The 21,904-nt window shown below is 66.5% G+C and carries 29 protein-coding genes and 6 pseudogenes; 24 read left to right on the top strand and 11 right to left on the bottom strand.

The window, feature by feature from the left end:
• Nucleotides 1-480: 480 nt before the first annotated feature.
• Nucleotides 481-1,092 (top strand): hydantoinase/oxoprolinase N-terminal domain-containing protein, encoded by a 612-nt coding sequence (locus DPM13_RS21670; protein ID WP_223252242.1) that lies wholly within the window; start codon nucleotides 481-483, stop codon nucleotides 1,090-1,092.
• On the opposite strand, the gene DPM13_RS20190 is transcribed toward DPM13_RS21670, so the two are convergent.
• Nucleotides 1,036-1,473: a hypothetical protein gene (locus DPM13_RS20190; protein WP_189654788.1), complete on the bottom strand. Its 438-nt coding sequence runs from the start codon at nucleotides 1,471-1,473 to the stop codon at nucleotides 1,036-1,038. The two genes, DPM13_RS21670 and DPM13_RS20190, sit on opposite strands and share 57 nt — an antisense overlap.
• Nucleotides 1,474-1,578: 105 nt before the next feature.
• Nucleotides 1,579-1,746, bottom strand: a pseudogene (locus DPM13_RS00500) (IS110 family transposase); the annotation flags it as partial.
• 676 nt (nucleotides 1,747-2,422) lie between these two features.
• Here DPM13_RS00500 and DPM13_RS21665 point away from each other — a divergent pair.
• The 8 genes and pseudogenes from DPM13_RS21665 to DPM13_RS00465 form a co-directional block, all read left to right on the top strand.
• Nucleotides 2,423-2,734, top strand: a complete 312-nt coding sequence (locus DPM13_RS21665; RefSeq protein WP_223252241.1) for a hypothetical protein — start codon at nucleotides 2,423-2,425, stop codon at nucleotides 2,732-2,734.
• A gap of 46 nt (nucleotides 2,735-2,780) precedes the next feature.
• Nucleotides 2,781-2,975: pseudogene (locus DPM13_RS26345) on the top strand (hypothetical protein); the annotation flags it as partial.
• A gap of 77 nt (nucleotides 2,976-3,052) precedes the next feature.
• Nucleotides 3,053-3,235 (top strand): hypothetical protein, encoded by a 183-nt coding sequence (locus tag DPM13_RS21655; protein WP_223252668.1) that lies wholly within the window; start codon nucleotides 3,053-3,055, stop codon nucleotides 3,233-3,235.
• Between the two features lie 116 nt (nucleotides 3,236-3,351).
• A pseudogene (locus DPM13_RS00485) lies at nucleotides 3,352-4,042 on the top strand (transposase); the annotation flags it as partial.
• 259 nt (nucleotides 4,043-4,301) lie between these two features.
• Nucleotides 4,302-4,754: a DUF3363 domain-containing protein gene (locus tag DPM13_RS27570; protein WP_449579237.1), complete on the top strand. Its 453-nt coding sequence runs from the start codon at nucleotides 4,302-4,304 to the stop codon at nucleotides 4,752-4,754.
• On the top strand, nucleotides 4,751-5,002 hold the full coding sequence (locus tag DPM13_RS00475; protein WP_080620421.1) for a type II toxin-antitoxin system Phd/YefM family antitoxin: 252 nt from the start codon (nucleotides 4,751-4,753) through the stop codon (nucleotides 5,000-5,002). The genes DPM13_RS27570 and DPM13_RS00475 overlap by 4 nt, the downstream gene beginning before the upstream one ends.
• A 3-nt stretch (nucleotides 5,003-5,005) precedes the next feature.
• Nucleotides 5,006-5,434 (top strand): PIN domain-containing protein, encoded by a 429-nt coding sequence (locus tag DPM13_RS00470; protein WP_112887237.1) that lies wholly within the window; start codon nucleotides 5,006-5,008, stop codon nucleotides 5,432-5,434.
• A 244-nt stretch (nucleotides 5,435-5,678) separates the two neighbouring features.
• Nucleotides 5,679-5,913: pseudogene (locus DPM13_RS00465) on the top strand (transposase); the annotation flags it as partial.
• A gap of 23 nt (nucleotides 5,914-5,936) precedes the next feature.
• Here DPM13_RS00465 and DPM13_RS20185 read toward each other — a convergent pair.
• Nucleotides 5,937-6,110 (bottom strand): hypothetical protein, encoded by a 174-nt coding sequence (locus tag DPM13_RS20185; protein ID WP_189654787.1) that lies wholly within the window; start codon nucleotides 6,108-6,110, stop codon nucleotides 5,937-5,939.
• A 271-nt stretch (nucleotides 6,111-6,381) separates the two neighbouring features.
• Here DPM13_RS20185 and DPM13_RS20180 point away from each other — a divergent pair, with 271 nt between their 5' ends.
• Nucleotides 6,382-6,705 (top strand): Clp protease/crotonase-like domain-containing protein, encoded by a 324-nt coding sequence (locus DPM13_RS20180; RefSeq protein ID WP_112887236.1) that lies wholly within the window; start codon nucleotides 6,382-6,384, stop codon nucleotides 6,703-6,705.
• 119 nt (nucleotides 6,706-6,824) lie between these two features.
• On the opposite strand, the gene DPM13_RS00455 is transcribed toward DPM13_RS20180, so the two are convergent.
• A complete protein-coding gene (locus DPM13_RS00455; RefSeq protein ID WP_189654786.1) occupies nucleotides 6,825-7,469 on the bottom strand; it encodes an AAA family ATPase in 645 nt (214 codons plus the stop codon).
• Here DPM13_RS00455 and DPM13_RS24585 point away from each other — a divergent pair.
• The 3 genes from DPM13_RS24585 to DPM13_RS00450 are packed head-to-tail and all read left to right on the top strand — an operon-like array spanning nucleotide 7,468 to nucleotide 8,260.
• Nucleotides 7,468-7,599, top strand: coding sequence for a hypothetical protein (locus DPM13_RS24585; RefSeq protein ID WP_262983216.1), 132 nt, complete (start codon nucleotides 7,468-7,470; stop codon nucleotides 7,597-7,599). The genes DPM13_RS00455 and DPM13_RS24585 overlap by 2 nt on opposite strands.
• 15 nt (nucleotides 7,600-7,614) lie before the next feature.
• Nucleotides 7,615-7,956 (top strand): hypothetical protein, encoded by a 342-nt coding sequence (locus DPM13_RS20175; protein ID WP_189654785.1) that lies wholly within the window; start codon nucleotides 7,615-7,617, stop codon nucleotides 7,954-7,956.
• Between the two features lie 4 nt (nucleotides 7,957-7,960).
• On the top strand, nucleotides 7,961-8,260 hold the full coding sequence (locus DPM13_RS00450) for a hypothetical protein (RefSeq protein WP_112887234.1): 300 nt from the start codon (nucleotides 7,961-7,963) through the stop codon (nucleotides 8,258-8,260).
• Nucleotides 8,261-8,540: 280 nt separating this feature from the next.
• On the opposite strand, the gene DPM13_RS21650 is transcribed toward DPM13_RS00450, so the two are convergent.
• The 4 genes from DPM13_RS21650 to DPM13_RS00435 form a co-directional block, all read right to left on the bottom strand.
• On the bottom strand, nucleotides 8,541-8,951 hold the full coding sequence (locus DPM13_RS21650) for a nitronate monooxygenase (protein WP_223252240.1): 411 nt from the start codon (nucleotides 8,949-8,951) through the stop codon (nucleotides 8,541-8,543).
• A 316-nt stretch (nucleotides 8,952-9,267) separates the two neighbouring features.
• The gene (locus DPM13_RS19450; protein ID WP_145963275.1) at nucleotides 9,268-9,468 is read right to left on the bottom strand and encodes a hypothetical protein; all 201 of its coding nucleotides are present in this window, start codon (nucleotides 9,466-9,468) and stop codon (nucleotides 9,268-9,270) included.
• Nucleotides 9,469-9,630: 162 nt separating this feature from the next.
• Nucleotides 9,631-10,146 carry a hypothetical protein gene (locus DPM13_RS00440; protein WP_112887233.1) on the bottom strand — a complete coding sequence of 172 codons (516 nt, stop codon included), beginning with the start codon at nucleotides 10,144-10,146 and terminating at the stop codon, nucleotides 9,631-9,633.
• An 847-nt stretch (nucleotides 10,147-10,993) separates the two neighbouring features.
• Entirely contained in the window at nucleotides 10,994-11,227 is a 234-nt protein-coding gene (locus DPM13_RS00435) for a hypothetical protein (protein ID WP_112887232.1), read from the bottom strand.
• Between the two features lie 777 nt (nucleotides 11,228-12,004).
• On the opposite strand from DPM13_RS00435, the gene DPM13_RS21645 reads away from it, so the two are divergent.
• Nucleotides 12,005-12,301, top strand: coding sequence for a hypothetical protein (locus tag DPM13_RS21645; RefSeq protein WP_262983215.1), 297 nt, complete (start codon nucleotides 12,005-12,007; stop codon nucleotides 12,299-12,301).
• Nucleotides 12,302-12,657: 356 nt separating this feature from the next.
• On the opposite strand, the gene DPM13_RS19445 is transcribed toward DPM13_RS21645, so the two are convergent.
• Nucleotides 12,658-12,858 carry a hypothetical protein gene (locus DPM13_RS19445; protein WP_189654784.1) on the bottom strand — a complete coding sequence of 67 codons (201 nt, stop codon included), beginning with the start codon at nucleotides 12,856-12,858 and terminating at the stop codon, nucleotides 12,658-12,660.
• A gap of 469 nt (nucleotides 12,859-13,327) precedes the next feature.
• Nucleotides 13,328-13,480, bottom strand: a pseudogene (locus DPM13_RS00420) (transposase); the annotation flags it as partial.
• Nucleotides 13,481-14,274: 794 nt separating this feature from the next.
• On the opposite strand from DPM13_RS00420, the pseudogene DPM13_RS00415 reads away from it, so the two are divergent.
• The 8 genes and pseudogenes from DPM13_RS00415 to DPM13_RS21635 all read left to right on the top strand — a co-directional run.
• Nucleotides 14,275-14,407, top strand: a pseudogene (locus DPM13_RS00415) (transposase); the annotation flags it as partial.
• Between the two features lie 88 nt (nucleotides 14,408-14,495).
• On the top strand, nucleotides 14,496-15,761 hold the full coding sequence (locus tag DPM13_RS00410) for a hypothetical protein (RefSeq protein ID WP_112887231.1): 1,266 nt from the start codon (nucleotides 14,496-14,498) through the stop codon (nucleotides 15,759-15,761).
• A gap of 14 nt (nucleotides 15,762-15,775) precedes the next feature.
• Nucleotides 15,776-16,423 carry a hypothetical protein gene (locus tag DPM13_RS00405; protein WP_112887230.1) on the top strand — a complete coding sequence of 216 codons (648 nt, stop codon included), beginning with the start codon at nucleotides 15,776-15,778 and terminating at the stop codon, nucleotides 16,421-16,423.
• Between the two features lie 272 nt (nucleotides 16,424-16,695).
• A complete protein-coding gene (locus DPM13_RS00400; protein WP_112887229.1) occupies nucleotides 16,696-16,938 on the top strand; it encodes a TrbG/VirB9 family P-type conjugative transfer protein in 243 nt (80 codons plus the stop codon).
• A 360-nt stretch (nucleotides 16,939-17,298) separates the two neighbouring features.
• Nucleotides 17,299-18,003 carry a hypothetical protein gene (locus DPM13_RS27565; RefSeq protein WP_449579236.1) on the top strand — a complete coding sequence of 235 codons (705 nt, stop codon included), beginning with the start codon at nucleotides 17,299-17,301 and terminating at the stop codon, nucleotides 18,001-18,003.
• A gap of 390 nt (nucleotides 18,004-18,393) precedes the next feature.
• A complete protein-coding gene (locus DPM13_RS24580) occupies nucleotides 18,394-18,522 on the top strand; it encodes a hypothetical protein (protein ID WP_262983214.1) in 129 nt (42 codons plus the stop codon).
• Nucleotides 18,523-18,597: 75 nt separating this feature from the next.
• Entirely contained in the window at nucleotides 18,598-18,945 is a 348-nt protein-coding gene (locus DPM13_RS00375) for a hypothetical protein (RefSeq protein ID WP_112887228.1), read from the top strand.
• Between the two features lie 380 nt (nucleotides 18,946-19,325).
• On the top strand, nucleotides 19,326-19,634 hold the full coding sequence (locus tag DPM13_RS21635; RefSeq protein WP_223252237.1) for a hypothetical protein: 309 nt from the start codon (nucleotides 19,326-19,328) through the stop codon (nucleotides 19,632-19,634).
• A gap of 201 nt (nucleotides 19,635-19,835) precedes the next feature.
• Here the strand turns inward: DPM13_RS21635 and DPM13_RS21630 are convergent, their stop codons facing one another.
• The gene (locus DPM13_RS21630) at nucleotides 19,836-20,234 is read right to left on the bottom strand and encodes a helix-hairpin-helix domain-containing protein (protein WP_223252236.1); all 399 of its coding nucleotides are present in this window, start codon (nucleotides 20,232-20,234) and stop codon (nucleotides 19,836-19,838) included.
• Between the two features lie 533 nt (nucleotides 20,235-20,767).
• Here DPM13_RS21630 and DPM13_RS24575 point away from each other — a divergent pair.
• On the top strand, nucleotides 20,768-20,872 hold the full coding sequence (locus DPM13_RS24575; RefSeq protein WP_262983213.1) for a DeoR family transcriptional regulator: 105 nt from the start codon (nucleotides 20,768-20,770) through the stop codon (nucleotides 20,870-20,872).
• A gap of 532 nt (nucleotides 20,873-21,404) precedes the next feature.
• Nucleotides 21,405-21,785 carry a hypothetical protein gene (locus DPM13_RS20170; RefSeq protein ID WP_189654783.1) on the top strand — a complete coding sequence of 127 codons (381 nt, stop codon included), beginning with the start codon at nucleotides 21,405-21,407 and terminating at the stop codon, nucleotides 21,783-21,785.
• The last annotated feature ends 119 nt before the right edge of the window (nucleotides 21,786-21,904 follow it).

The raw sequence follows: 21,904 nt of genomic DNA, 5'->3' as shown, positions 1-21,904 counted from the left end.
CTGACCAGAGCGGCCTGCCGCCGCATGCAGCTCAACCGGATCCTGTTCGACTTCGCTGCTGGTGCCGTCGCGCGTCTTCGGTCAGCTCCGTCTCTCGCCCCGTCCGATTGGACGCCGTTCCTGACCAAGATCTTCCTGCACGCGGGTTGGCTTCTCTCATGGACTCAAATGAGGGACCGCTTCTTCGGCACGGCCGTCGCCGGCTCGACCCAGCTGACCCCGTTCGCGACCTTCCAGCAGCTGTTCGAGTTCACCGGCAACGGGCGCATGCCCTCGCCGCTGACCGCCGACCCCGACCGCGCTGCCGTCGGAGCATCGGCGCGATCGCGGGGGTGTGGGTTGGCTCAGCCCGGATCTGGGCGAACGCCTCTCGGGCGGGGTTGACCCGACCTTGCTGCTGGTGGTCCCTGCTGTTCTTCGAGGTCCGCTTGCGCGCCGTGGCGGCTGGCTTCGCCATCGGTCATCTTCCCGGTGCTGTTCATGTCGGTCCTGTGGAAGGACTGCACCACCTGGGGCGCGGTGATCGGCGGCTTCGTCGGTCTGGCGCTGTCGGTCTCGGGCCTGCCGTCACGCCCTCGGTCTGGGAGGCGACGAGGGAATATACGGCTTCCTGCCGGATGGGCGAAGGATAGGCAGCGTGAAATCCATGGCTTTGATGCTGAACCGATCAAGCTGGGATCAAAGGCGTTCATCCAGAACATTCTGGTTGCCGAGATCACCAAGCAGTATCTGGAGGCGAAGGGATTTGAGGCCGGTCTTCGTGCGGATGCGCGAAAGCCGGGTGCCGATATCGGTCGGCACGTTACAGACATCGCGTTGGATTGCCGCGGCACCATGTATTCGACCAAGGTGCTGACCAATTACAGCGCGCCGGAACAGGCAATCCTGGATGGCATCGACATCGTGCTGCACGACGCGGGGCTGACGCCCGCCGACCTGGACATCGTGATCCATGGCACCACGCAATGTCACGGTTTTCGTGCCGCACGATGCCTGCGGCGAGGAACCCGGAACGCGCGGCGGCTGTTGATTTCGTCAGTCATGCGGAAATCTCCGTGCTGGGTCCGGTCGAACCGCGACTCGGCCAGATGATGGAAGCTTCGTATCCGCCGTGGAACGCGACCGCCGATTGCCGGGAGGGGGGACCTGACCTTCGTCGATGGCATCCGCACCATCGCCCAGGTCGAGGCGGTGGCCCGCGGCCTGCCCGGACCCAAGGTCGTCAGCCTGGTCGACGGCACCGAGGCCGCCGGCCTGGACCTGGCCCGGTTGCGCCGACATGGGCGCGCGCTGGCTGGCCGGATAGACCACGCGCCGCACGGCGTTGATCTCTCCCAGGGGACGATGCGCCGCCAGGGCGTGCCAGGGCGAAAAGCGCAGGCCCTCGCCCCGGGCGCGGCGTTCGGGCGTATCGAACTCCTGCGGCGGAATGGTCAGCGTGCCCTCGCCGACACGAGGCCCGCCGTGAAGCACAGGATGCCCAGACCGTCGCCGATATCCAGACCCAGATCATGCAAGCCACGGCCCCGCATTTGCGCGGGCAGCATCCCAAGATGCACGGCTGCGTCGCCGCCCTGTTCAGAGAGGGGTCCTTCCGCCTGGGCTCGCCCCCTCGAAGAAGGGGCGATAGGGTTCGCCGGATTTGATCACGGCGTGAATGGTGCGGGCCATCTTCGCTGCGATGGCGGTGTAGGCCTTGCGGCGCAGATCGGGGTTGTGCCGATCCTGTGCGATGTATCGCTCGAACGCGGAAGCTGAACGCTGATCACCGACCGTTGCGGGATCCGCGGCCTTCCCACCATGACCATGTTCCATTGGCGGCTTGGAAATCGCGAGGACGTGCGGTGTAATGTCCTGCCGGCGCAGATAGCGCAGTGGGCGCGGTCGAACTTCGGCAGGATCCAGGCATTGGCAAGCTTTACCGGGAAAGGGTTATGAGGGAAGAACGTGGGAAGGGACGCGGTCTCGGCATGTGATCAGATTCTTGCTGAGAGGTTTCGTCGCCGCCGTCGTACGTCGTGCCGCATATGTTCACGGATTGGCGGGCCTAGCACGTCGGTTAGATTCTTGGCGTGTGGGCATGAACCGCATGGCCTCGGCCTGATTGCGGAGAGCGCTGCCCTGAGCAGTATTGGCGCTTTCGGAGTCGTACACCTGCTGTCCGCGCTCGGTCTGGAAATTGTCCTTCGTCAAGCTCCACTCAGGAAGCATGTCTTCGGCTCTTCGGCGCTGTACAGGTTACCCGGTAGACTGACGATGACGGTTTCGTTGGAGCGAGTTTGGTCTTCGATCTCGCATCAGTTTCCGCAACGTCATCGTCGTGGCCGTGGCCATGTCATGCATGGCCGTGTGCCTCATGGTGCATCGCCAGCGCGAATGCTCTGGGTCGGCCTCTTCTAGACGGGGTCGGATTCGCAGGGGCGTGAACCTCACCGCGGGCAAGCTGCGGATTCCTTGGTTCACGGATATCTACACTGTTTCCGTACACGACGTGTCTTCCGCTGATCTCGCGTCACGCCGTCGCCTCCGGGTCATTGGTGCAGCCCTGTGCATGCGCGTGGCCGGCAGGCTGGCCTTGGCTAGCATGCAATGGGCGCAGGGCTGGGCCGCCTATGCCAACATGTATGCGGCGCTGTTTGTGATGGCCGCGATGTGCTCGGGCCTCATCACGCTGCTTTTCCGCATTCGCGACCGGGTGCTGGTCTGGCAGAAGGGGTCGGTCGTCCGGTGGTGAATCCTGCCTTGCAACATTGTTTGTCGGTATTTTCTTTATCGGTATTGTGACTGGATTGCAACTTAGGATCCTTCCATCTCAATGTCTGACGTGCTGGTCGGCTTGCAATAATATTCTGCGGAAAGACGCTGATTCGCTTTCTCATGGCATCCGCGTTGCTGCGATCGCGCCGGGCCTGATGGGAACGGCCATGGTCGATGCCATGACGGAAGAAGTTCGTCAGGCGGTGATCGACACGATTCCGTTCCCGCGGCGGTTCGGGAAACCCGAGGAGTTCGCCGATCTAGCGATGACCATCATCCGCAACCCGAGTGAGCCGTGGCCGCCGCACTGCTGCAGATTTCTGCGGGCGAGGTCGAGAAGCTGCATGCCAAGATCGGCCAGTTGGTTGTGGAACGCGATTTTTTGTCGGCAGCCTCCAGTCTCATTCTCGGCCCTGGAGGCAAAAAGGTAAGCGGCAAGGAGACCCCGTGGGTTAGCGGCGTTGCCGGTCTGGGATAGGCTGCTGGCGTTGTTCTGACGCCGGGGTTTCATGTCTACGCCTAGTTCTACGCCTATGCCTGCGACTGGTAGCTTACAGTTGGTCGAGGCTGTGATCGAGCGTTTCGACGGAGCTCCGGTTGGGGAGCGCGCCGGGGCGACGCGTTGCTGTCGACGGCATGAAGTTCAAGGCCGCAAGCATCGCGACCGGAACTTCACCAAGGCGAAGATCGCCAGCCGCCTGGCACATCTGGAGCAGGAGGTCGGCCGCTATATCGAGGAGGCCGAGCGAGCGGATCGGCAGGAAACCGGCGAGGCACGCGCCGAAAAAGTCGCCCATCTGACCAGCCGTTATCATCGCGTCCGGCTGGAAATGGACCGTATGATAACACTGCGCCGGGAGCTGGAAACGGCGCCGGATGGGCAGATATCACTGACGGATCCGGACGCCCGCGCCATGGCCACGCGGGCGCAGCATAGTGGGCATGTGGGCTACAACGTTCAAAGCGTTGTCGATGCCGAGACCCATCTGATCGTGACGCATGAGGTCACCAATCAGGGCCATGATCGTGATCAGCTTGCCTCCATGGCGGGTGCCGCGAAGACTGCCCTCCGGCGCGACGACCTGCATATCCTGGCCGACAAAGGCTATTTCAGCGGTGGCGAGATCCTCGCCGGCCATAAGCCTGGATGGGGCACCCCCACTTCCTGACACGAAGGCTGGCAAACGTCCGAACGGAAATGGCGCTGAATGTCCTTGCCTACAATATCAAGCGCATGATCTCCCTGATCGGCATCCGGGGCCTAATAGCGGCAATCCCAGGCTGAGCCGCCAAGGCATGTGAGTTCGGGAAGCCGAGGATGAGAAGCTTGATGTCAGTGCTCGGCTTTCGTAAGTGTTGCAACCAGCAGTGATCACACGCTCTCCGCCCTTTTTGACGCTCCTCTCTGGCGCCCCCAATCAAGGTGATGCAGATGGTGTCAAGAATCCTTTCCTTTTTGTCACTGGAAATAGCAAGAATTCCTGACATGGTTCTTCTCTGTGCGACGCGCCGTGCCCGGGCTGACACAGGCCGATGTCGCCTCCATGGCGCAGATCAGCCTGCCGGCGCTCGGGGCGCTCGAGCGGGGTGAAGGGGGTTTCCACGCCCTTATCGCAGTGACGGCGGTGCTGGGCGTGCGCTGGGGTTGGGCGCCGGGTCGTGCACAGGCGGCGACCGCGCTGGCCGCGCGGCACCGCGCTACGGGCTTGAGCCAGGCGGAACTCGTCACCCGCATCGGGGTCACCTGCCGCCGGCTATTCGCCCTGGCCTCCGGCCGCTTTGCCATGATCGACGACGGGCTCGGCTTCAAGCTGGTGCCGTGGACGCCCTCGCTCGAACGGCATCTGGGTCAGCATGTCTCCGGTGTCGCGCGTGGCGATGGTGGCGTGGACTGGAGCTTCGGCCGGAAGCGAGGGCTGGAGAGTAGGGCGATCACCTTGACGGCCGGTGTTGCCATCAATATGACTACATATAGTCATTGCGAGGAACGGCCATGAAGGAACTCCAGCTCAGGGATGCGAAGGCGACGCTCTCCGCCGTGGTCGATCAGGCCGTGGCCGGCGAGCCGACGGTCATCACCCGGCACGGCCGCAAGGAGGCGGTGCTGCTCTCCTTCGAGGAATGGCAGCGCATCTCGCGAGTTCCGGATTTCGCCGACCTGCTGCTGGCCTTTCCCGGCCAGCCGGAGGATATCCCTGAACGCACCCGCAAGCCTGCACGCGCGCTGCGGGATACGAGCCTCTGAATCTTGTACCTGCTCGATACCAACATCGTTTCGGCCTCCGCGCCGACGAGGCGAGACACCGATGTTCTCGCTGCATGGATGCGCGTCCACAGCGACCGGCTCTATCTCTCGGCCATCACCATCGCCGAGATCGAGGCCGGCATCGCCCGGGCGGTCAGGATCGGCGCCAGCAGCAAGGCCCCGGCGCTGCGCCGCTGGCTCGCTGCGGTCGAGCATTTCTACGCCAGCCGGATCCTCGCTTTCGGCATCGAGGAGGCTCGTCAGGCCGGGGCGATCCTCGACCAGGCGCGTGCCCATGGTCCGGGCTTCGAGGACATCGCCATCGCGGCGACGGCTGCCGCGCATGGCCTGACGGTGCTGACCGCCAACGAGCGGCATTTCGCGCCGCTCGGCGTGCCCTATGCAAATCCGCTGAAGGAACTGCCCGCATAGCAGGGCATTCGGCCAAGGATTGCGGCCAGACCTGCATTTCTCGACCGGCCTGTTCCCGGATCAGCGCCGCCACTTTTCGGAAACGGGGATGCGTCGCCGTGCGCAGCCATTCGGCCGCGACGGCAGAGTCCAGATCCGGTCCGCGAAACTTCGCCGTGCGCTGGAACGAACCGTCCTTGTTCAGCACCACGCCAGGCGCGACCAGTGCCGCCCAGGGCAGAAAGTCGGCAAGGCGGGATAACAGCCGAATAGGCGCAAGCCATCCAATCATCGTCTTTTTCTGGATGGTATTATCTGGATAGCGCGGACGGGAGCGCCGTGGCGTGACCTTCCTGAAGAGTTTGACAAGTGGTCGTCGGTCTACCGCCAGTTCCGCCGCTGGACGCTGGTCGGGCTGTGGGAGCATATCCTGGACGCTCTGAACCATGCGGAAATCGCCTGACAAGCTTCAGATGGTCGATAGCACCATGATACGCGCCCAAGGGGCGAGGATCGAGCCAAATTATGTTAGGAGCATATGTTCGACATCTTCCCTCACGGAGTCCAGGAACTCTGGCCTGAGTGCGCCATCGAGGGAGAGCACCTCGATCTTGATACGCAGCTCGGCGCGGGTGCGGGCGGGCGTCTTGGCCAGACTGGCTTCGATCTCATCGATGCGGACCAGAAGCGCATCCACCCTGGCCAGTGCAGCGCGGCCGGGTTCGGTGGCTCGAAGCCGCAGGCGGCGGCGCGCTGGTCTGGGCGCGATAGCGTTGCCAGGCGCGGTGCCAGGCGCGCCGTGCCGTGCGGAAGGCCGCGCGCGGCGGCTGGTCAGGTGCGACTGGCGGAATTTGGGGCTCGGCCGAGGGCGTCCCGGCGGCTAGGAGCGCATCGCCCAGCCAGAGCGCAAGACCGCGATGGGCCGGCCGGGTGGATCTTTGCTTCGTCATAGGGCTCATCCTTTTGGAGTGCATCGGCTGCGTCAGCTGCGCGAGGCGGCCAACGACCCGTCTGTACATTCGGTGATCCTCGATATCGACACGGGCGGCGGCGAGGCAGGCGGCATCACGACGGTGGCGGCACAGATCAAGGCGCTGGCTGCGCAAAAGCGGGTCGTCGCGGAGAGCTCGCGCGGGCCACGCGCGGGGTCATGCCCGGCTTCTTGCGTTGCGGGCAGGTTCTGGGTGGCGGCGCGGGCCTCCTCCTCGCTGAGCTTCGGCGCGGGCGCGCCGCCGGTCGGGCGCAGGCTGAGCGCGTTGGCCGAGATGTTCGTCTCGACCACGCCGGGATAGGCGCCGAGACCGTAGCGGCCCTCGAGGTCGATCGCCGCCGTTACCCCGGCCGAGGTCCACAGGCCGCCGGCGCCGCGGAGACAGCGCCCGCACCAGCCGCTCGGCGGCGCGGCCGGCGATCAGCTCGGCCAGCAGGTCGGTGTGGTCGGCAATGAGCCCGGCCTGCGGGCGGCGCGCGATCCGGGTCGTGCCGCCGCTGCCCGCAAGCGCCAGGCGCTGCACCACGCCGCGCCCGAGCGCGGTGGTGACGAGGGCATGGCCGCATTCGTGCAGGGCGACGCGGCGGTCGATCGCCGGATCGCGCCCGGCGCCGAGCCGGGCCATGAGGCCGGCCGCGTCGAGCGCGACCCCGGCCCGGCGCGCCGCGCCCCGCGCCGCCCGCATTCGGCGTCGAAGTCGGCAAGGCTCAGGCCGACGCAATGCCGGGCCAGCGCGGCGAGGTCCGCCTCGGGCAGCGCCAGGTGGCGGCGCAGCACGCCCGCGAGCGTGGCGGCATCGGGCAGCGGCACCTCGACCCTGAGGTCGAAGCGGCCCGGGCGCAGCACCGCCGGGTCGATCAGGTCGATGTGGTTGCAGGTGGCGACGACGATGACGCCGGGCGCGCGGGCGATCTCGTCCATCAGCGCGAGGAAGGCGTTCACCACCTGCACGCGGTAGTTCTGGTTCTGGCCGGCGTTGTCGCCACGGTTGCCGACGGCGTCGAGCTCGTCGAGGATCAGCACGGCCGGCGCGCGGGCGCGGGCCTCGGCGAAGGTGCGGCGCATGGCCTTGAGCATCTCGCCCAGATGCCCCGCCGCCTGCCATTCGCCGAAGCTGCCGGTGATCGTCGCTGATCGCCAGCGAGGCCGTCATGGCCTGGGCGCGCAGGACTTGCCGGTGCCGGGCGGGCCGTAAAAGAGCGCGCGGCGGGTGATCTCGGACCAGCCCGAGGCGCCCGGCGCGCCAGAGCCGCAGATCCTCGACCAGGTGCCGCGCGGCCTGCAGCGCCGGGCCGTCGCCGGTGAGGCTGTCGAGGGTGGGCGGCGCGGCGGCGTCGCCCGGCGCAGGGCTGTGGGTCGCGGCAAGGCGTTCGGCGAGTTCGGCGAGGGTCGGCGCGCGCAGGGCCAGCAGGACATCGGCCCTGTCGAGGTGGAGCCCTGTCGAAGGCCTGGCGCAGCAGGGCCGATCGGCCGCCGCGCCTGCGGCAGGCGCTGCAGGGCCGCGACGACGCCCAGTCCAGATCGGCACCGATCGGCGCGAACTCGTGGATGACCGCATGCCGGCCGGGCCGCGCGTCGGGCAGCGCGGCGCCCTCGGCAAGCAGGATCAGCAGCGGCGCGGCGCTGTCGAGGCCAGCGATCAGCGGGTGCTGCAGCGCGTCACCGCGCCCGGGCGCGGGGGCCGTGATCTGGTGCAGCGTGGTGGCGCCGGGGTGCTTCGGCGGATTGTCGTCCGGCTTCAGCTCCGGATCCGCCAGGCGCGGGCAGGAGGCAGGGCAGCACTGGCGCAGCAGAGGGATGTCCTCGGCCGGGATCCCGCGCAGCAGGGTCAGCGCGCCGGCGCAGCGCGGCGGTGACGGCGGCCTGGCCGCCGAGGCTCGCGGCCAGGCGAGCGCCGTCAGCAGCGCGCGGGGCGTGAGGGCCGCGGGCGCGCTGGCCAGGCCGAGGTCGGCGGCGAGCTCGGCATCGGGCAGCGCCTCGCCGGTGCCACGCGCAGGCGGTGCAGCAGCTTGCGGCGATGGGCACCAGGCGGGTCGGGGCTCGGGCGGTGCGTGCGGTCATGCAGGATCTCCAGAGGCCGGGGCGCGGCGCGGCAGGGCGCGCGGCACGCAGGGGCGTGTCGCGTGGAACATCGCGTTAGTCGGGGCGCCATGCGGTCAGGACACCCGGCGTCGGCGTCGGCCGCGACGCGGTCGAGCGCGCCTCGATCACCGGGCGCAGCGCCGGGCGATAGATCTCGCGGGTGCGTTGATCGCGTCGGCGAACTCGGCCCTCGGCACCACCGCATCGGGGTGGGCGCGCCGCAGCTGGCGGTGCAGCGCCGTCTCGCAGGCGCAGGCCGCGTGGCCCGAAGCCATGGCCACGACCCGCGATGGCGCGCGCCTCCGCGGGGCTGGTGGCGGTGGCAACAAGCAGGATGCCCGCGCCCTTCAGGGCGGCAATGGCCTCGGCCGAGGGCAGGCCGAAATGAAAGCTCGGACTGGCGCTCCAGCCTTGCCCGAAGCCGGCGCAATCGCATTGGCCCCAGAGCATGTTGGCCTGGGCCACGCGCTGCACATGGCCGCAGCGGTGCCGATAAAGCCTGTAATTCGGCCGCCCCGACGGGCAGGGCCCGAGGCGCTGCCAGCCGAAGCGCCGGGCCTCGGCCGCCTCGCGCGCGGCGTGGCCGGCCGCAGCGCAGCCCGGTCTCGCCGCGCGCGACCCGGGCGATCAGGCGAACTGCCGGCGCAGGATGTGGCCGCAGGGGGCAAGGTAGTGGCCGTGGCGCTAGGTCCGGATCGGGGCCAGGAAGGCGCGCCTGCCTCCGCCGCCAGCGCGGCGCGGCGCGCGGCGAGGCAATGCGGGCAGAGCGGCGGGCCGCGCATCAGCACGAAGAGCTTCGTGGGGAAGTCGCGCCGGCAGGTCCGGCAGCGCAGCAGCAGGTGATAACGGTCCCGGACCGGGCGAGGATGCGAAAGCCCTTGGCGGCGGCGGTCGCCTGCCAATGCGGCCGGATCGGGGCGGGAAAGCGGGGCAGGGCCGTGGAGAGCGCCGGATCGGCGCCGGGGGTGGTGGAAAAACACATGAGACGATCCTTCCGGCAGGCGCGGGGTTCCTTCCCCGTCCCGGCACGGCCCGGGGCGGGAGAAGATCAAGGTAGGGAGGATGACATGAGCTATTTGCGACTGTTGGCGGCGGGGGCGGCGCTTGCGCTGGCCGCTCCGGCGGCCCATGCCGATTGCGCCGGTCAGGCGGCCGCGGCGCCGGGCAGGTCGCGGGGCGCCGGGGAGGGCTTGCGCGCCATGTCGGCGGGACGGGGCAGGGGCTGGAGGCAGCTCTGGCGCAGCGCGCTGTCCTGCGGGCCGATCACGGCGGCAGGCACCAGCGCGTCGCCGCCCCTGTCATCCCCCTCCGGGGCGTAATCCGGCAGCGCCGCGACCGCGGCCAACTGCGCGCGTGTCTCGGCCAGCATCTCGTCGACACCCCGATCGACCGGGCCGCTGCCGGGGCAGCGCAGCACGGCGCCGAACGCGGAGATCAGCCCATGGGCCTGGGCGAACTCGGCCTCGTCGGTCGCGAGCAGCATGACCCGCGCGATCCGCGCCAGCTGGCGCAGCGGCCGGTCCTGGGCCCGCGCGGGCTCGGTCGCGCAGACGGCATCGAGCGCAGCCGCCAGCGCCGTCCGCGCCGCCTCGGCATCCCGCAGCCAGTGGTCGCAGGCCGGATCCCGGCGCCCATGCGCGAGATCGCGCTGTTCTCGCAAAGCCGCGTCCTCAGCGGTGCTTCCGAATCCCTGATGATTGCTTTCTACCGCATCTCAGTGGGGCAGGCGCTTCCGGCATCGCAAACGCCTGTGAAATGACTAGTCATGGTCGATCTCCATACAGGTTGACCGTGATTAGGGCCGAGGGGAGGTTGCCGCCTCTTCTCGGCCTGATATAAGTGATATGCATTATATCAGTGATTGTCAATAGATGTGAGATTGGTTAATTCGGTGGCGCCACCTAAAATAGGATAACCGCATAGCTATCATTCATGCGCCTCCCACGGAACCTGATGAGGCCGTCGACGACTGTCCTCCAAGTTGATCCAGACCTGCCCACCCGCCCGGAAATGATCCGCCGTGCATTGGTGCAATGGCTGGAATGACGGGCAGCAAAAGCTGAGCCGCTCGGTTCCCCGGGCCTCGGAAGGCGCTGTCCTCGGCACAGCTCTCGCAGGGGATCCGTCTTGTCGCGGTCGAGCTTCTCAGCCTCCGGCGCAGTTTTCAGAACCGTTGGCTTCTTGCAGCTGCGAGATCGCCGGGCAGGTCTCTGCGTCAAGCTGCCGAGACCAGCGCGACCGGCCGATCTAGGAGCCGCGGCAGTCGGTGCCGGGGCGGCGCGCCGCGCCTGCAGGTCACGCCAGTCCCAGGGCATTTCGATCGGCGTGCCGCCCGATCGGCAGGGCGGTGTCCGACAGTTGCATCAGGCCGTCGAATCGTTCACGTGGCTCAGGTAACGGGCCGCCAGCCAGCCGTCGCGCGACCCCTGGTAGAGCGTGCGCGACGACCCGGCCATGGACGGTGCCCGTCGGCCGGCAGCTGACCGATCGGCGGGCGACGCGGTCGGTCAGCGCCAGCGCCGCCGCTGGCCGCAGCGCCAGGCTTGCCGCGGCCGTCGCCGGCAAGGCCGCGCGCTTTCGGGCGCGTCGATGCCGGTCAGGCGGATGCGGGTGCCGTGGACCGTCGTGTCGCCGTCGATCGCCGTGGCGGTGCCTCGATGATCGGGTGTTGCCGGACCGCGCGACAGTCGGGATGGCTGATCGCCATGGTCACGCAGAGCCTGTGCGAAAATGGACTTCATGGCATCACATTGAACTGAATGGCTATGGTAGCGTCCGCCAGGTTCGTGAAAGGGAACATCGAGGACGGCGAGCGGAACTTCTGTTAACAAGGTCGGTGGCACCAGGGCGCTGTCGCGCCTGCGCGCAGCCGGCCGCTCAAGCGGCGATGGTCCATCATCCGCTGGCGCCCTGTGAAAGCGGGCTTGCGTCCGGGACCGCCGCGCCTTGTAATCCATGCCTGGCGGTTGGGACTGTAACCCTGCCGTTTCACGGTTGGGCAAACGCCTGACTCGGACCGATCGTGGAGACCGAGCAACTCGGACCCGAAGCACCGCTTCCTGCCTAGCACCCGCTCCGCAACTACCAGAGCACGTTCCGTGTTGGAGTCATCGAGGGCGGCTGCGCGTGCCGGGACGAACAGTTCCTGCACCGCTTCGGCCAGAACATGCGCCGGTTCGGCCAAATCCCGGCGGATCATCTGTTGCAAGCGCGCGGGGATGATCGCGGGTGAGGGCTTCGACGTCCGCGTATTGGCGATCTGGGCGAGAAACGGAGCGGGCAAAAGCCTGACCGCCTTTCCGGGGCGTGACCTGCGATGGCCGCCGCCAGATTCGGCGCCTGCTCACCGGCTTTGCGTGAGTTTTTCATGGCGCCGTCAGGGCAGGTTGCAAGAGCCGTGTCGGCGACCTTTTGTCCGTGCTTGAGGGCAAGGGCGCCATCCTTTCTGCGTCGGGGCAGACCTGATCGCGGCTGCTGGTGCAGGCTGCATCCGTCCCCATGACGAGGTGACGCGCCGGGTGGTGGAGTTCGCCGCCACCGCGCGCCTGGGCAACCCGATGGAGGCGGATACCCAGGTCGGCCCCATCACCACGCAGCCGCAGCGCCGCAAGGTGCTGGACTATATCGCCCTGGCGGCCCGTCCACTGCAGCATGAAGAAATGAACGTCCCTGCATTTGAAGATGGACCGCTGCTGTCGACGCTGTTCACCATCGTCATCGTGGTGATCGTCCTGGCCGGTTCGCTGTGGGTCATGTTCCATATGTCTCAGAACATGATGCCGCAGATGAACCACGAACTGCAGGTCATGCCGTGACCCAGCGCGCGGCCCCCGCAGCTTCCCGCTTACTGAAGATTTGAACGTCCCTTCAAATGAACGTCCCTTCAAATGGAGATCCGTTCAAATGAAGATTGGCGTGGCCCGCTGACGGCAGCAGCATGACGCGGCACGGGCGATCCCCGGTGAAGGGCAGGGGTGCCGCCTCACCCGCGCTGGTGCCTTGAAGCAATGGTCATGGGAGCATGGGAAGCCCGGCCCCCCTGGTAACGCGGGTCCTGTCCTTCGAGATGAATGAGCAAGCCGCGCCGCCCGCCGGTCAGCGGCGCGGCAGGGCCTCGGCCTGGCGGATCATCTCGGACAAAGCTTGCCCTGAACGACCGGGTGCGCGGGCGCTATCTTGGCCAGCCCTTTATCCGGATCAGATGAACAGGATTTGCAGGCTGCCGCGCGTTCTTCGCGCTGCTGATCAGGAGCTGTGAGAGGTGACGTCCCGCCTGCTTTGCAGCCCTTTTGATGGCCGCCCAGTCCTCGTCGTAGGCTGAGATCTGGCGCGTTTTGGTTTGGTCTTCGGTCAGCTTTCTCAGGCGGGCCATCGGATTTATTCTCAGTTCCCGCACGCGCCGCACATAGGATTTCTATGGGTTTGCGGAGTCTTGATATCAATCCAGGGCAAAAGTGATTCCCGTGGATTTTGACGGTTCAAATGACCAGCTGAAGCGGTGCAGGATTTGACGCGTTGGTGCCGCAAAAGGGCAGCTGCCTGGCGCCCGGACCGTGCCCTGCCAGCAGCGAACGACGGCATGATCGAAGGAGGCCATCCTCGCATGAAAGAAGCCTTTGACGTTCCCATAGCGGGGTCAGAACAGCTTCCGCTGACACCGTGGCCGCTGGATTGTGGATGCCGATCATCACCGCGTCTCTTTTATGGTGTCGAGGGACTCTGATGCACAAATCGGCTGAGGGTCGGAGTAGCCCTTTCCCGAGGCAGCCTCAGCCGCAACAGGCTCTCGACGAAGCCGCCTCGCCATGGTTGCTCGAACCAGTGGCGCAACATGGCTCGATCTGCCTGAGCGCTATCCCAAACAGCACTTTCATCGTCAGGCAGGTCTGGATCGCGGCATCACTGTAGCCGGGCTTACGACCACGCCTGCCGGAGGGCTCGGCTTTCCAGGCCATCGTGGGGTCAAACCAGATCGCCAGCGAACCGCGGCGCCTGCTCTGTAGAGGCGACGGATCCTCGACCTTGTCCGCTACCAGATGCACCACCGGGCCGTCGCGCTGGATCTGACCGGCGACCCGTCCCAGGACAGATGAAGATTTGAACGTCCCTTCAAATGAACGTCCCTTCAAATGGAGATCCGTTCAAATGAAGATTGGCGTGGCCCGCTGACGGCAGCAGCATGACGCGGCACGGGCGATCCCCGGTGAAGGGCAGGGGTGCCGCCTCACCCGCGCTGGTGCCTTGAAGCAATGGTCATGGGACCATGGGAAGCCCGGCCCCCCCCGGTGCGCGGGCTCTGCCTCGACGAGGATGAGCAAGCCGCATGCCGCCACGGCGGTCAACCGGCGCGGCAGGGTCTCCCCCTGACGGGACCGGGCTGAGCCAGCCGGACCGCGCGATGTTGCTCATGGTCCCGCATGATCGGGCGGATGGCGGCTGCCCTCGAAGGAGCGAAATTTTGCGCATCGACAGCCCGGCGCGAAGGCCGCTCTTTGCGACGGCCCGCCTCGCGCACAGAGTATTCGAAGCACGGAGGCGAGGGCTCGACGATTGGGTCGGCAATGCGGTCCAGCCGGCGATGAGCCGCGGATTGCCTCTTGATATCTATGAAGCAAACTTCATATTATGAACCATGCTGTGAATTTGCGGGGCAAGACGGATGGAGAGCCAGAGCCGGACGATCGACTGCGGTCATTGCGGCACCCCGGTGAAGCGGACGGCGCGGGTCTGCCCCGGCTGCCACGCGCAGAAGGGCGTGGGCCGGCTGGCCAGCGGCCGCGCGTCGGCACCCGGGATCGGGCCAGTCAACGCTCTGGCCGTTCTGGCCGAAGCCGGTGATCTGCGCCGCTTTCGCCATCACCGCCAGTTTCTGAAGTTCTGCGGCATGGACCTGGCGACTATGCCAATCCGGCGTGTTCCGCCGGACGGTCGTCTTCAGCAACGGCCAGGAATACTGGTTCCGCTGACACCGGCCGCCTTTCCGAGTTCCCCGTTTCCAAGGAGCCTTCCATGACCCCGAACCCCTTTGTCCTTGCGGCGGCGCTGCTGGCGCTTTCCGGTCCGGCCACGGCCGAGGTCTATCTGGCCCGCTGCAAGATGGGCGAATGCATCCATTACGAACAGAGCGGCCGCCGGGTCGAGGCGCAGGGCTCGGCCGCGGTTCCGGGCGAGCTGGTGCGGGTCCGGCTGCGCCAGGCGGTGTCGGCCAGCCCCGAGACCCGCACCGCCCAGCTGCAATGGGGGGCGCCCTCCGAGGTGCGCTTCTTCTGCAGCACCGTGCGGCCGGCCTATCGGCTGGAGGATGGCGGCTTCCAGGGCCTGGACCTGGGCCAGGTCTGGGGCGACCGAGATGGTCTCGACCATGTTCTGCGCGCCGCAAGCCTCGGTCCCGGGCGGCACTATCGAGGCCGCGCTGCAGAGCCTCGGCTTCGCCTGACGCCCGATCGCACCTACCCGAGCTTCGAGGCGCTGACCCGCTGCCATTCTCCCCACCACGACGATGCCCCGCCGCTGCGCGGCCGGCGGCTGCCCCTGCCTGTCCGATCCGGAGAACCGCCCATGCTGAAGACCCTTGCCCTGACCGGCTGCCTTGGCCTCGCGCTGGCCGCGCCGCTGGCTGCCGAGACCTACACCGATCCCGACCGGGCCTGGTGGACCGGCTTCCTTGACGCGATCGACGGCCGCGCGCCGGCCCTCGAGACGCTGGCGCGGCAGGACCCGGACTACCTGGCCGCCGACGAGTTCACGCGCGACGCGGTGCTGGCCAGGGTCATGACCCGGCTGCAGGCGCAGCAGCCGCGCATCGACCCGGCCACGGCCGAGGTGGTGCTGTCGATCGGCGCCACGCTCGGGGACTTTGACGCGGGGCAGGGCGGGTTCCCGGTCAGCATCTTCACCCCGAACAGCCGCCTGCCGCTGGACAGCGGGCGCGAACTGTTCTTCCGCAACTGGAAGGACGTCGCGCTTTATCCCGCCAGCAGGGAGGAGGGCCGCGCCCTGCGCCAGAGGATCGGCATGCGCGAGATCCTGGCCCAGGTGACGGTGACGGAGATCCGCAAATCCGCCACCCGGCGCCTTGGCTATGAGGGGCGGGTGACCGGCATCAGCTATTACACGCAGGATGGCCGCCCCCTGCGCGGCGTCCAGCATCCGGTGCTGGTCCAGGTCGATGCCGCCGCCGGCCGAGGGACCTCGATGCCCTTCGCGGCCGGATCCTCAGCGACGCGCGCATCCCGGCCCTCGGCACCCGCTGGGAGGAGGCGGCGCCCGCACTGACCGCCGACTGGCCGGTGATCGCCAGCGACGACTTCGTGCCCTATGGCACCGCCCGGCAACTGGCGTTCCTGTGGCAGGACGGCGCGGTGCTGAGCGATCAGGCGCATGATCCGGAGAAGTCCTTCAAGGTCTTCCTGCAGCAGGTGCCGGGCGCCTGGATGCCCCAGGACGGGGTCTCGATCGACGTGACCGACGTGCTTTACGGCAGCGGCGCGGGCGTCGTCGACACCAGGGCGCTGGGGCCGGGGCTGGCCTGCTACACCCCCGGGGTTCCGGACCGCTGCGCCGTGCTGGTCTTCGAGCCCTCCGGGGGCAGCCATGTCCTGACCGGCGCCTACGGTGTGCTGGAACAGCCCGCCGCCGCCGCGCCCGAGGCGGCGTTCAGGGCCTATGCCGGCGCGGCCGCAGAGGCCTTCACGGGCCTCGAGACCATGGCCGATTACGACAGCGAGGCCGTCCGCGCGGGCGACCGCGTGCCCCATCCCGGCAGCCGCGGCGTCCCGACCTATGCCGCAGGCGCCGGCGCCGAGATCGCGGGCAAGCCGCTCTACGATCCGCTGAAGAACACCACCGACGTCAATCCCATCGCGCGCGAGCTGGCGCTCGACGCCATCGGCGGCGCGGAAGACCGCACGCCCATGGTCTTCGTCATGGGGCGGTAGGGGGGCGAGGGGGGCGGTTGGCGCTGTAACGGGAAGGGGGGCGTCAGGGATTTCTGACTTGAGGGCTGTTTATGCTCGCGGCATTCCCCGTATGGCCCGCATCGACCCGGTCGAGTGACGAGCTCAGATAGAGCCCTACCATCCGGCGGCACTGACCCGGTTGACCCTGCTTCGACGCGATGAGCCTCAAGCGGTCATTCGGCGGCTTCTCGCTGAGGCTGACCGAACCTGGCCGAACCGCCGAAGCCGGGCGCGCGACAGCCGCGTGACCTATGCGCAATATGTCGACGGTCGACGGGCAGGTCTATGACATCCAGACCCGGATCAGGAACATCACCCTGATCGAACTTGGGCCGGGCGAACAGATCCGCTCGGTTGCGGCTGGCGACCTGGAATCGTTCAAGGTCGAAAAGCTGGAAGGTCCGAACGTCTTTACCATCAAGCCCGTCGTCGAAGGCGCCGCTGAAGCCGCCGGCCCGCGGTCAGCGAGATCGGCCTTTCCGGCGCGGCGATGACCAGCGCGACGGCCCGCGTGCGCCACGCCTCATCGGCGCTCCAGGGCAGATCGGCCGGCGTCTGGGTGGGATGCAGGCGCTCCGGCACTCTTTCCCGAAGATGGGAAAGGTTCGCAAGAACGACCAGCATCGCGATGCGGTCCTCCTCCGCCTCGCCCATGCCAAGGATGCCGCCGCAGCGACCTTGATGCCGCCCTGCCGCACATGGTCCAGCGTGTCCAGCCGGTCCTCCATCGTGCGGGTCGTGGCGATCTTCGGGTAATAGGCGGGTGAGGTGTCATGTTGTGGTTGTAGACGTCGAGACGCGCTGCTTGATCGGGTGCCTGCGGGGGCGTCAGCTTTGCCCGCGCAGCGGTTCCCATGCCGCCGGTCGCGCCGCCGCTGATCAAGGCGATGAACACCGTGCAAAGCCAGTCGGTCACCTCGGTCGCGGCCCCCATGCAGGCGGCCGCCCTGGCTGCACTGACCGGGCCGCAGGATTGCATCGCCACCTTCCGCGAGGCCTTTCAGCGCCCGCGTCGTGGAACGCTCTTTGCGGGGATGCTGGAATTCACCCGCGAATATGTCTTGATCCAGGAGGCTGGCCGGATCCACGAATGCGAGCGAACCCGCCGATGCGGAATTCGTGCAGATGGCTGTCGGTCCAGCCGAAGGCCGCCTGCAGGACCAGGTGCAGCCTATCCAGCGTCCAGTCGCGGACGGAACAGCCGCCGCCGTGGCTCGGGCTCGTTCCTTGTTGCCGCAGTTGATCGCGTATTGGGGCATTTAAAACGTAAAGATGCCAACCGCTCTTGGGCGCGGGAGCTGATCGAATCTGGTTGCATTGTTGGCGTCGACATAGATCCCCCCAAGCCGGTAAGCTGGCCCGGATTCGGCGCATCGATGCTGCCGCCGATGGCAAGCCCGGTCATCGCGCGCCGCAGCGATACCAGGATGGCGTCCTGCCGGTCCGGATCAGTTTGGCCGGCCCGATCCAGTGGCCGGCGGCCAGCACCGGGCAGCACGCCGCGCCGGCAGCAGATGGTGGCGACCGCGCCAGCGGCGAGACGGGGTCAGATGACGTGATGTTATTACATACTGAACGTGCTTGGAACCGGCCGGGGCGGTCGATTTCGGACAGGGTTCGCGATCTTCGCGCCAAGGGCAGGACAGCAGCCGATGACAGCATCGCTAGGGCAGGCCGCCGGCGGGGCAAGCCCCGGACCGGGTGCATGTCGTGATCGTATCCCGGCTTCAAACAGGGTCCTTTGCGGCACATCATGCCTCGGGGCTGCGCAGGGCTTTGCCGCAAGGGCAGCAAAGATTATCACGCAAAGGTGAGAACCCCCCGAAAGCGGTCAGTGCCTGTCCAGAGGCGCTCCTTTGATAGGTCCCGCCGCAGCGCGCCCGACAGCTTCGACGGACAAATGCGCCCTGGTGCGAGCCGTCGCCCGCTCCGGCTAGAGGCGTGGCGTGATGGTCGACTGGGTCGTGGCGCCTCTCCTCGAATTCGTCTTCATGCAGCGGGCGCTGGCGGGGGCGCTGCTGTCGCTCTCGGCCTGCCCGGTCGCGTCTTGCCTGCATGGCGCCGGGATGAGCCGGTGAGCCGGCGATTGGCGTCCTCCCACTGCCGCACCTCTCGGGAGCAGCTCCGGCAGGCCGCCCGTAAGGACCGAAGCCATGCTGAAAAACTCGGCCCATAAGGGCCTCACAGGGGCGGCCGTGCGGGAACTGGCGAGCGAGGCACGCACCGGGCTTCGGCTCGAAAAGGGCGGCTATCGGCGGGATCACGTCCTGGTCGCAGTCGATGCGCAAAAGACCCTGCGCAGCGACGTGACCGCGGGTTCAGCGGAAATCCGTGCGGCCCTGAAGGGCTTTGCTGTCATGGCCTACGCGGTGTTGGGGCGAATAACTCCCAGTGACGATGCGGTCAGCCAGTCTTTGGCCGACCGCATGGGTCGCGGCACTTGTCTCTCTGTAGGTGATTCGTTCAGTATCATACGAAGTTTGAGTGAGATTATCTCGTGAATTGTGAATAGCTAATCAAGCCGTGTAAGGTCCTTGCCTTTGGCGCCCGGCCGTTCCGGGAGCATGCCTTTGCATCCAGCCGTGATCGTGACGCCTGGGACTTCACGCCCGAGGCCTGGGCGAAACTGCCCGATCCCTTCCGCGCTCTTCCGCGCCCGGAAGTCGCCTGAGTGCGTGCGCTCGAAAGCCGAACGGCCGATCGCCCGCATCGAGCCGCCCCGTCAACCTGCAGCCTGGCCAGGGGTTTGACTGGCCGCAGCATGGAGATGTCCGACTGCCTTGCGGCTCATGGGTAGGGCCTGCGAGTCATCCTCGTCGACGTCGCCAGTTCCCCTTCCGCCTCACCGGAAATCCCGCGTCTTCACCCTGATCGTGTCGAGATGCAGGTCGCGGATGAACATGTCGCGGGGTTTGGGATGCCGGGCATCCGGGGTGGGGCTGGCGTTGTGGAATTCGTCGCCACGTCCATGCGGCAGCGGGAAAGCGCCGCGGTTTCCGACGCTGGCGAGAGCGTCCGAGAGATCTGTGAGGCGGTGGACGACAAAGTGCACCACCTCGCCCTCGCGCTGGATCAGGATGGTCGGCGATCATGCTGGCTTCCGCCTGATGCGGCGGTGGCCATCGAAGCCTTCGGCCAGACCACGAGGTTGGCGATGCCGGCGGCCGCGCCGATGGGATGGGCGGAATAGGTCCAGCCATGGCCGAGCCGGGGCGCTGGCGCACCAGCACCAGGCCCGCGACTTCAGCCCAGCGGCGGTTCGGCAGGGCCATGGCGTCAGTGCAGGTCAGGATGCGGCGGCGCGCCAGATCGCCGCGCAGGAAGGCCACCGGATGCCGGCGCAGGGACAGGCCGGTGCGGCTGTAATCCTCGACCACCTCGCGGCCGGCGGTCATCGGGCGCAGGGCGGCGGCGGGCTCGTTGCCCTCGAGCGCGGCGAAGAGCGGCAGGTCGGTGTCGGGCAGGCCCTTGATGACCCAGCCGGCCTGGCGCCGTGACAGGCCGAAGGCGTGGAACCCGTCCGCCTCGGGATGCGGGTCAGGGCAGCCATGGGCACACGGGCGCGGCGCCAGAGATCCTCGACCGAGATGAACGGGGCGGCGCGGGCGATCTGCGTGGCATGGGCCTCGGCCAGCCCCTTGACCATGCGCAGGCCCAGCCGGACCGCGAAGCGGCTGTCCACGGGCTCGAGCGTGCAGTCCCACTCCGAGGCATTGACGCAGACCGGCCGCACCTCGACGCCGTGGTCCTGGGCATCGCGGACGATCTGGGCGGGTGCATAGAACCCCATCGGCTGCGCGTTCAGCAGCGCCGCGCAGAAGGCGTCCGGGTGCCAGCACTTGAGCCAGCTCGAGGCATAGGCGATCAGCGCGAAGCTGGCGGCATGGCTTTCGGATGAAAGCCCTTTTCGCGATGTGATAGGTCGTGGCGAGGCATCAGAGCACGTAGCCCCGCATATGGTAATTTATACGGGATCGCCTCAAATTGCTGATGTCAAGCCTTACGGCGGAGTGAATGAGGATGGTTATCAAACAACAGGATGAGATGTTGAACAGCTTCGTGAGTTCGGACAGGTCCTCGACAAGCCAGCCAGGCCTAATTGTCATTGACACATATCCACAGACCTCGCCTGACGACACCAAGGCCGCAGTTACCGCTTATGAACGGCATCTTCGCAAACTAGCTGGTGATAAGCGGCGTACGCTGCGGTCTATGACTGAATTATGAACTTATCCTGAAAGTTCATCGTGGACTGTTTGCATGTATGCGTCACAGGGCCCAAGTTTCTCCTTGATATTCTGTTGCACTGCGACAGGAAAGGTGTTGACGAATCAGCTGGCGGATCTGTTCTGCGTCTCGCGCGAGACGGTGCGCCGCGACCTTCTGGAGATGGAGGAGACCGGCAGCCTGCGTCGGTGTCGGACTTGAACGATTTCTCTCTGTTTTCTTCGGGGTTATTTTCTATATCGCCCAGCCATTGTCGATCCAACTTTATTGCTCAGTTGGCGCTATCGCTACCTTATAGATATCATACTGCCATGCTATCGGCTACGGCTGTCGCTCGCCCTACGGGCACAGCCTCGAGCACCGTCTGCATAGGGGATCCGGCGCTCGCAGCGCACTGTCACGTCACGATCCGATGCGTTGCGCGATTGGGACAGCATGATGCTCACTGGCGTTGAGAGCGGCAGGGCAGACGGTGCGGAAGGAGCGGTCCATGTCGACGTTGCTCTTCGGAACTAGTTACGGACGGCCTCCAAACCCTATCGGAGAGGTCGATTATCAAAGAGCAAGGATTAAATTTGGGTATGAACTTGGCGGAGAAAAAGTCCACTCTTGGCAAGGATAGTGCAGAAATGTTATGCGGATAATGCCCCCTCCCTTTAGGGAGGGGGTATGTAAACATCCTAAACAATAGAGCAACATAAAACCCGAAAAATAAAAAAAAAACTGAAATGGCTTGACGCGCATCCTGCAGTCACTCATATATAAGAATCTGTTAATGCTACTGATTCTTATGGGGACTCTGGTATCTCAAGGCAACCGTTCCTTGCACGACTGGCCCGATGCCATCACCCGCACCCCGATTTCGACTGACGCGCCGTTCATCCTGGACGATGTCGAGCTGCACATCCGTGTGTCGTTCGATGATGACGACTTTGCGCTGCGGCATGCCATGGACGGCGGTGCGCAAGCTGGGCGTGGTCCTGGCGCTGATGACCCAGTTCCCGTCCCAGATCCGGCACAGCAGGGCGAAATCCATTCTGGAGGGTCTGCCGCATCGGCTGATCTTTCCGAACAATCGGGCGACCGCGAGGCCTGCGGCTCCATGCCGTGGTAAAGATAGGCCTCCATCCGCCGGTCGTGGACATGGGCCGGCATGGTGTTCCGCCCGACCGGCATGCTCATGGACGGCAGCGCTGCGTGTCCTATCGGCGAGCTTCGGCGTGACCGTCGAGG

The sequence above is a fragment of the Paracoccus mutanolyticus genome (genome assembly GCF_003285265.1).
Classification (GTDB): Bacteria; Pseudomonadota; Alphaproteobacteria; order Rhodobacterales; family Rhodobacteraceae; genus Paracoccus; species Paracoccus yeei.
Note: the sequence above shows the minus strand (reverse complement) of the source record. Positions and strands in the feature narration are given on the sequence as shown.

What these genes read in the sequence shown, in the direction of transcription:
- DPM13_RS21670 (WP_223252242.1), top strand. Translation starts at nt 481, where the DNA reads ATGTCGGTCCTGTGGAAGGACTGCACCACCTGGGGCGCGGTGATCGGC.
- DPM13_RS27570 (WP_449579237.1), top strand. Translation starts at nt 4,302, where the DNA reads ATGGCGCAGATCAGCCTGCCGGCGCTCGGGGCGCTCGAGCGGGGTGAA.
- DPM13_RS00475 (WP_080620421.1), top strand. Translation starts at nt 4,751, where the DNA reads ATGAAGGAACTCCAGCTCAGGGATGCGAAGGCGACGCTCTCCGCCGTG.
- DPM13_RS24585 (WP_262983216.1), top strand. Translation starts at nt 7,468, where the DNA reads ATGGCCTTGAGCATCTCGCCCAGATGCCCCGCCGCCTGCCATTCGCCG.
- DPM13_RS00455 (WP_189654786.1), bottom strand. Translation starts at nt 7,469, where the DNA reads ATGCGCCGCACCTTCGCCGAGGCCCGCGCCCGCGCGCCGGCCGTGCTG.
- DPM13_RS00450 (WP_112887234.1), top strand. Translation starts at nt 7,961, where the DNA reads ATGCCGGCCGGGCCGCGCGTCGGGCAGCGCGGCGCCCTCGGCAAGCAG.
- DPM13_RS19450 (WP_145963275.1), bottom strand. Translation starts at nt 9,468, where the DNA reads ATGTGTTTTTCCACCACCCCCGGCGCCGATCCGGCGCTCTCCACGGCC.
- DPM13_RS00435 (WP_112887232.1), bottom strand. Translation starts at nt 11,227, where the DNA reads ATGAAGTCCATTTTCGCACAGGCTCTGCGTGACCATGGCGATCAGCCA.
- DPM13_RS19445 (WP_189654784.1), bottom strand. Translation starts at nt 12,858, where the DNA reads ATGGCCCGCCTGAGAAAGCTGACCGAAGACCAAACCAAAACGCGCCAG.
- DPM13_RS00410 (WP_112887231.1), top strand. Translation starts at nt 14,496, where the DNA reads ATGACCCCGAACCCCTTTGTCCTTGCGGCGGCGCTGCTGGCGCTTTCC.
- DPM13_RS00400 (WP_112887229.1), top strand. Translation starts at nt 16,696, where the DNA reads ATGCGCAATATGTCGACGGTCGACGGGCAGGTCTATGACATCCAGACC.
- DPM13_RS27565 (WP_449579236.1), top strand. Translation starts at nt 17,299, where the DNA reads ATGCCGCCGGTCGCGCCGCCGCTGATCAAGGCGATGAACACCGTGCAA.
- DPM13_RS24580 (WP_262983214.1), top strand. Translation starts at nt 18,394, where the DNA reads ATGGTCGACTGGGTCGTGGCGCCTCTCCTCGAATTCGTCTTCATGCAG.
- DPM13_RS00375 (WP_112887228.1), top strand. Translation starts at nt 18,598, where the DNA reads ATGCTGAAAAACTCGGCCCATAAGGGCCTCACAGGGGCGGCCGTGCGG.
- DPM13_RS21635 (WP_223252237.1), top strand. Translation starts at nt 19,326, where the DNA reads ATGCAGGTCGCGGATGAACATGTCGCGGGGTTTGGGATGCCGGGCATC.
- DPM13_RS21630 (WP_223252236.1), bottom strand. Translation starts at nt 20,234, where the DNA reads ATGGGGTTCTATGCACCCGCCCAGATCGTCCGCGATGCCCAGGACCAC.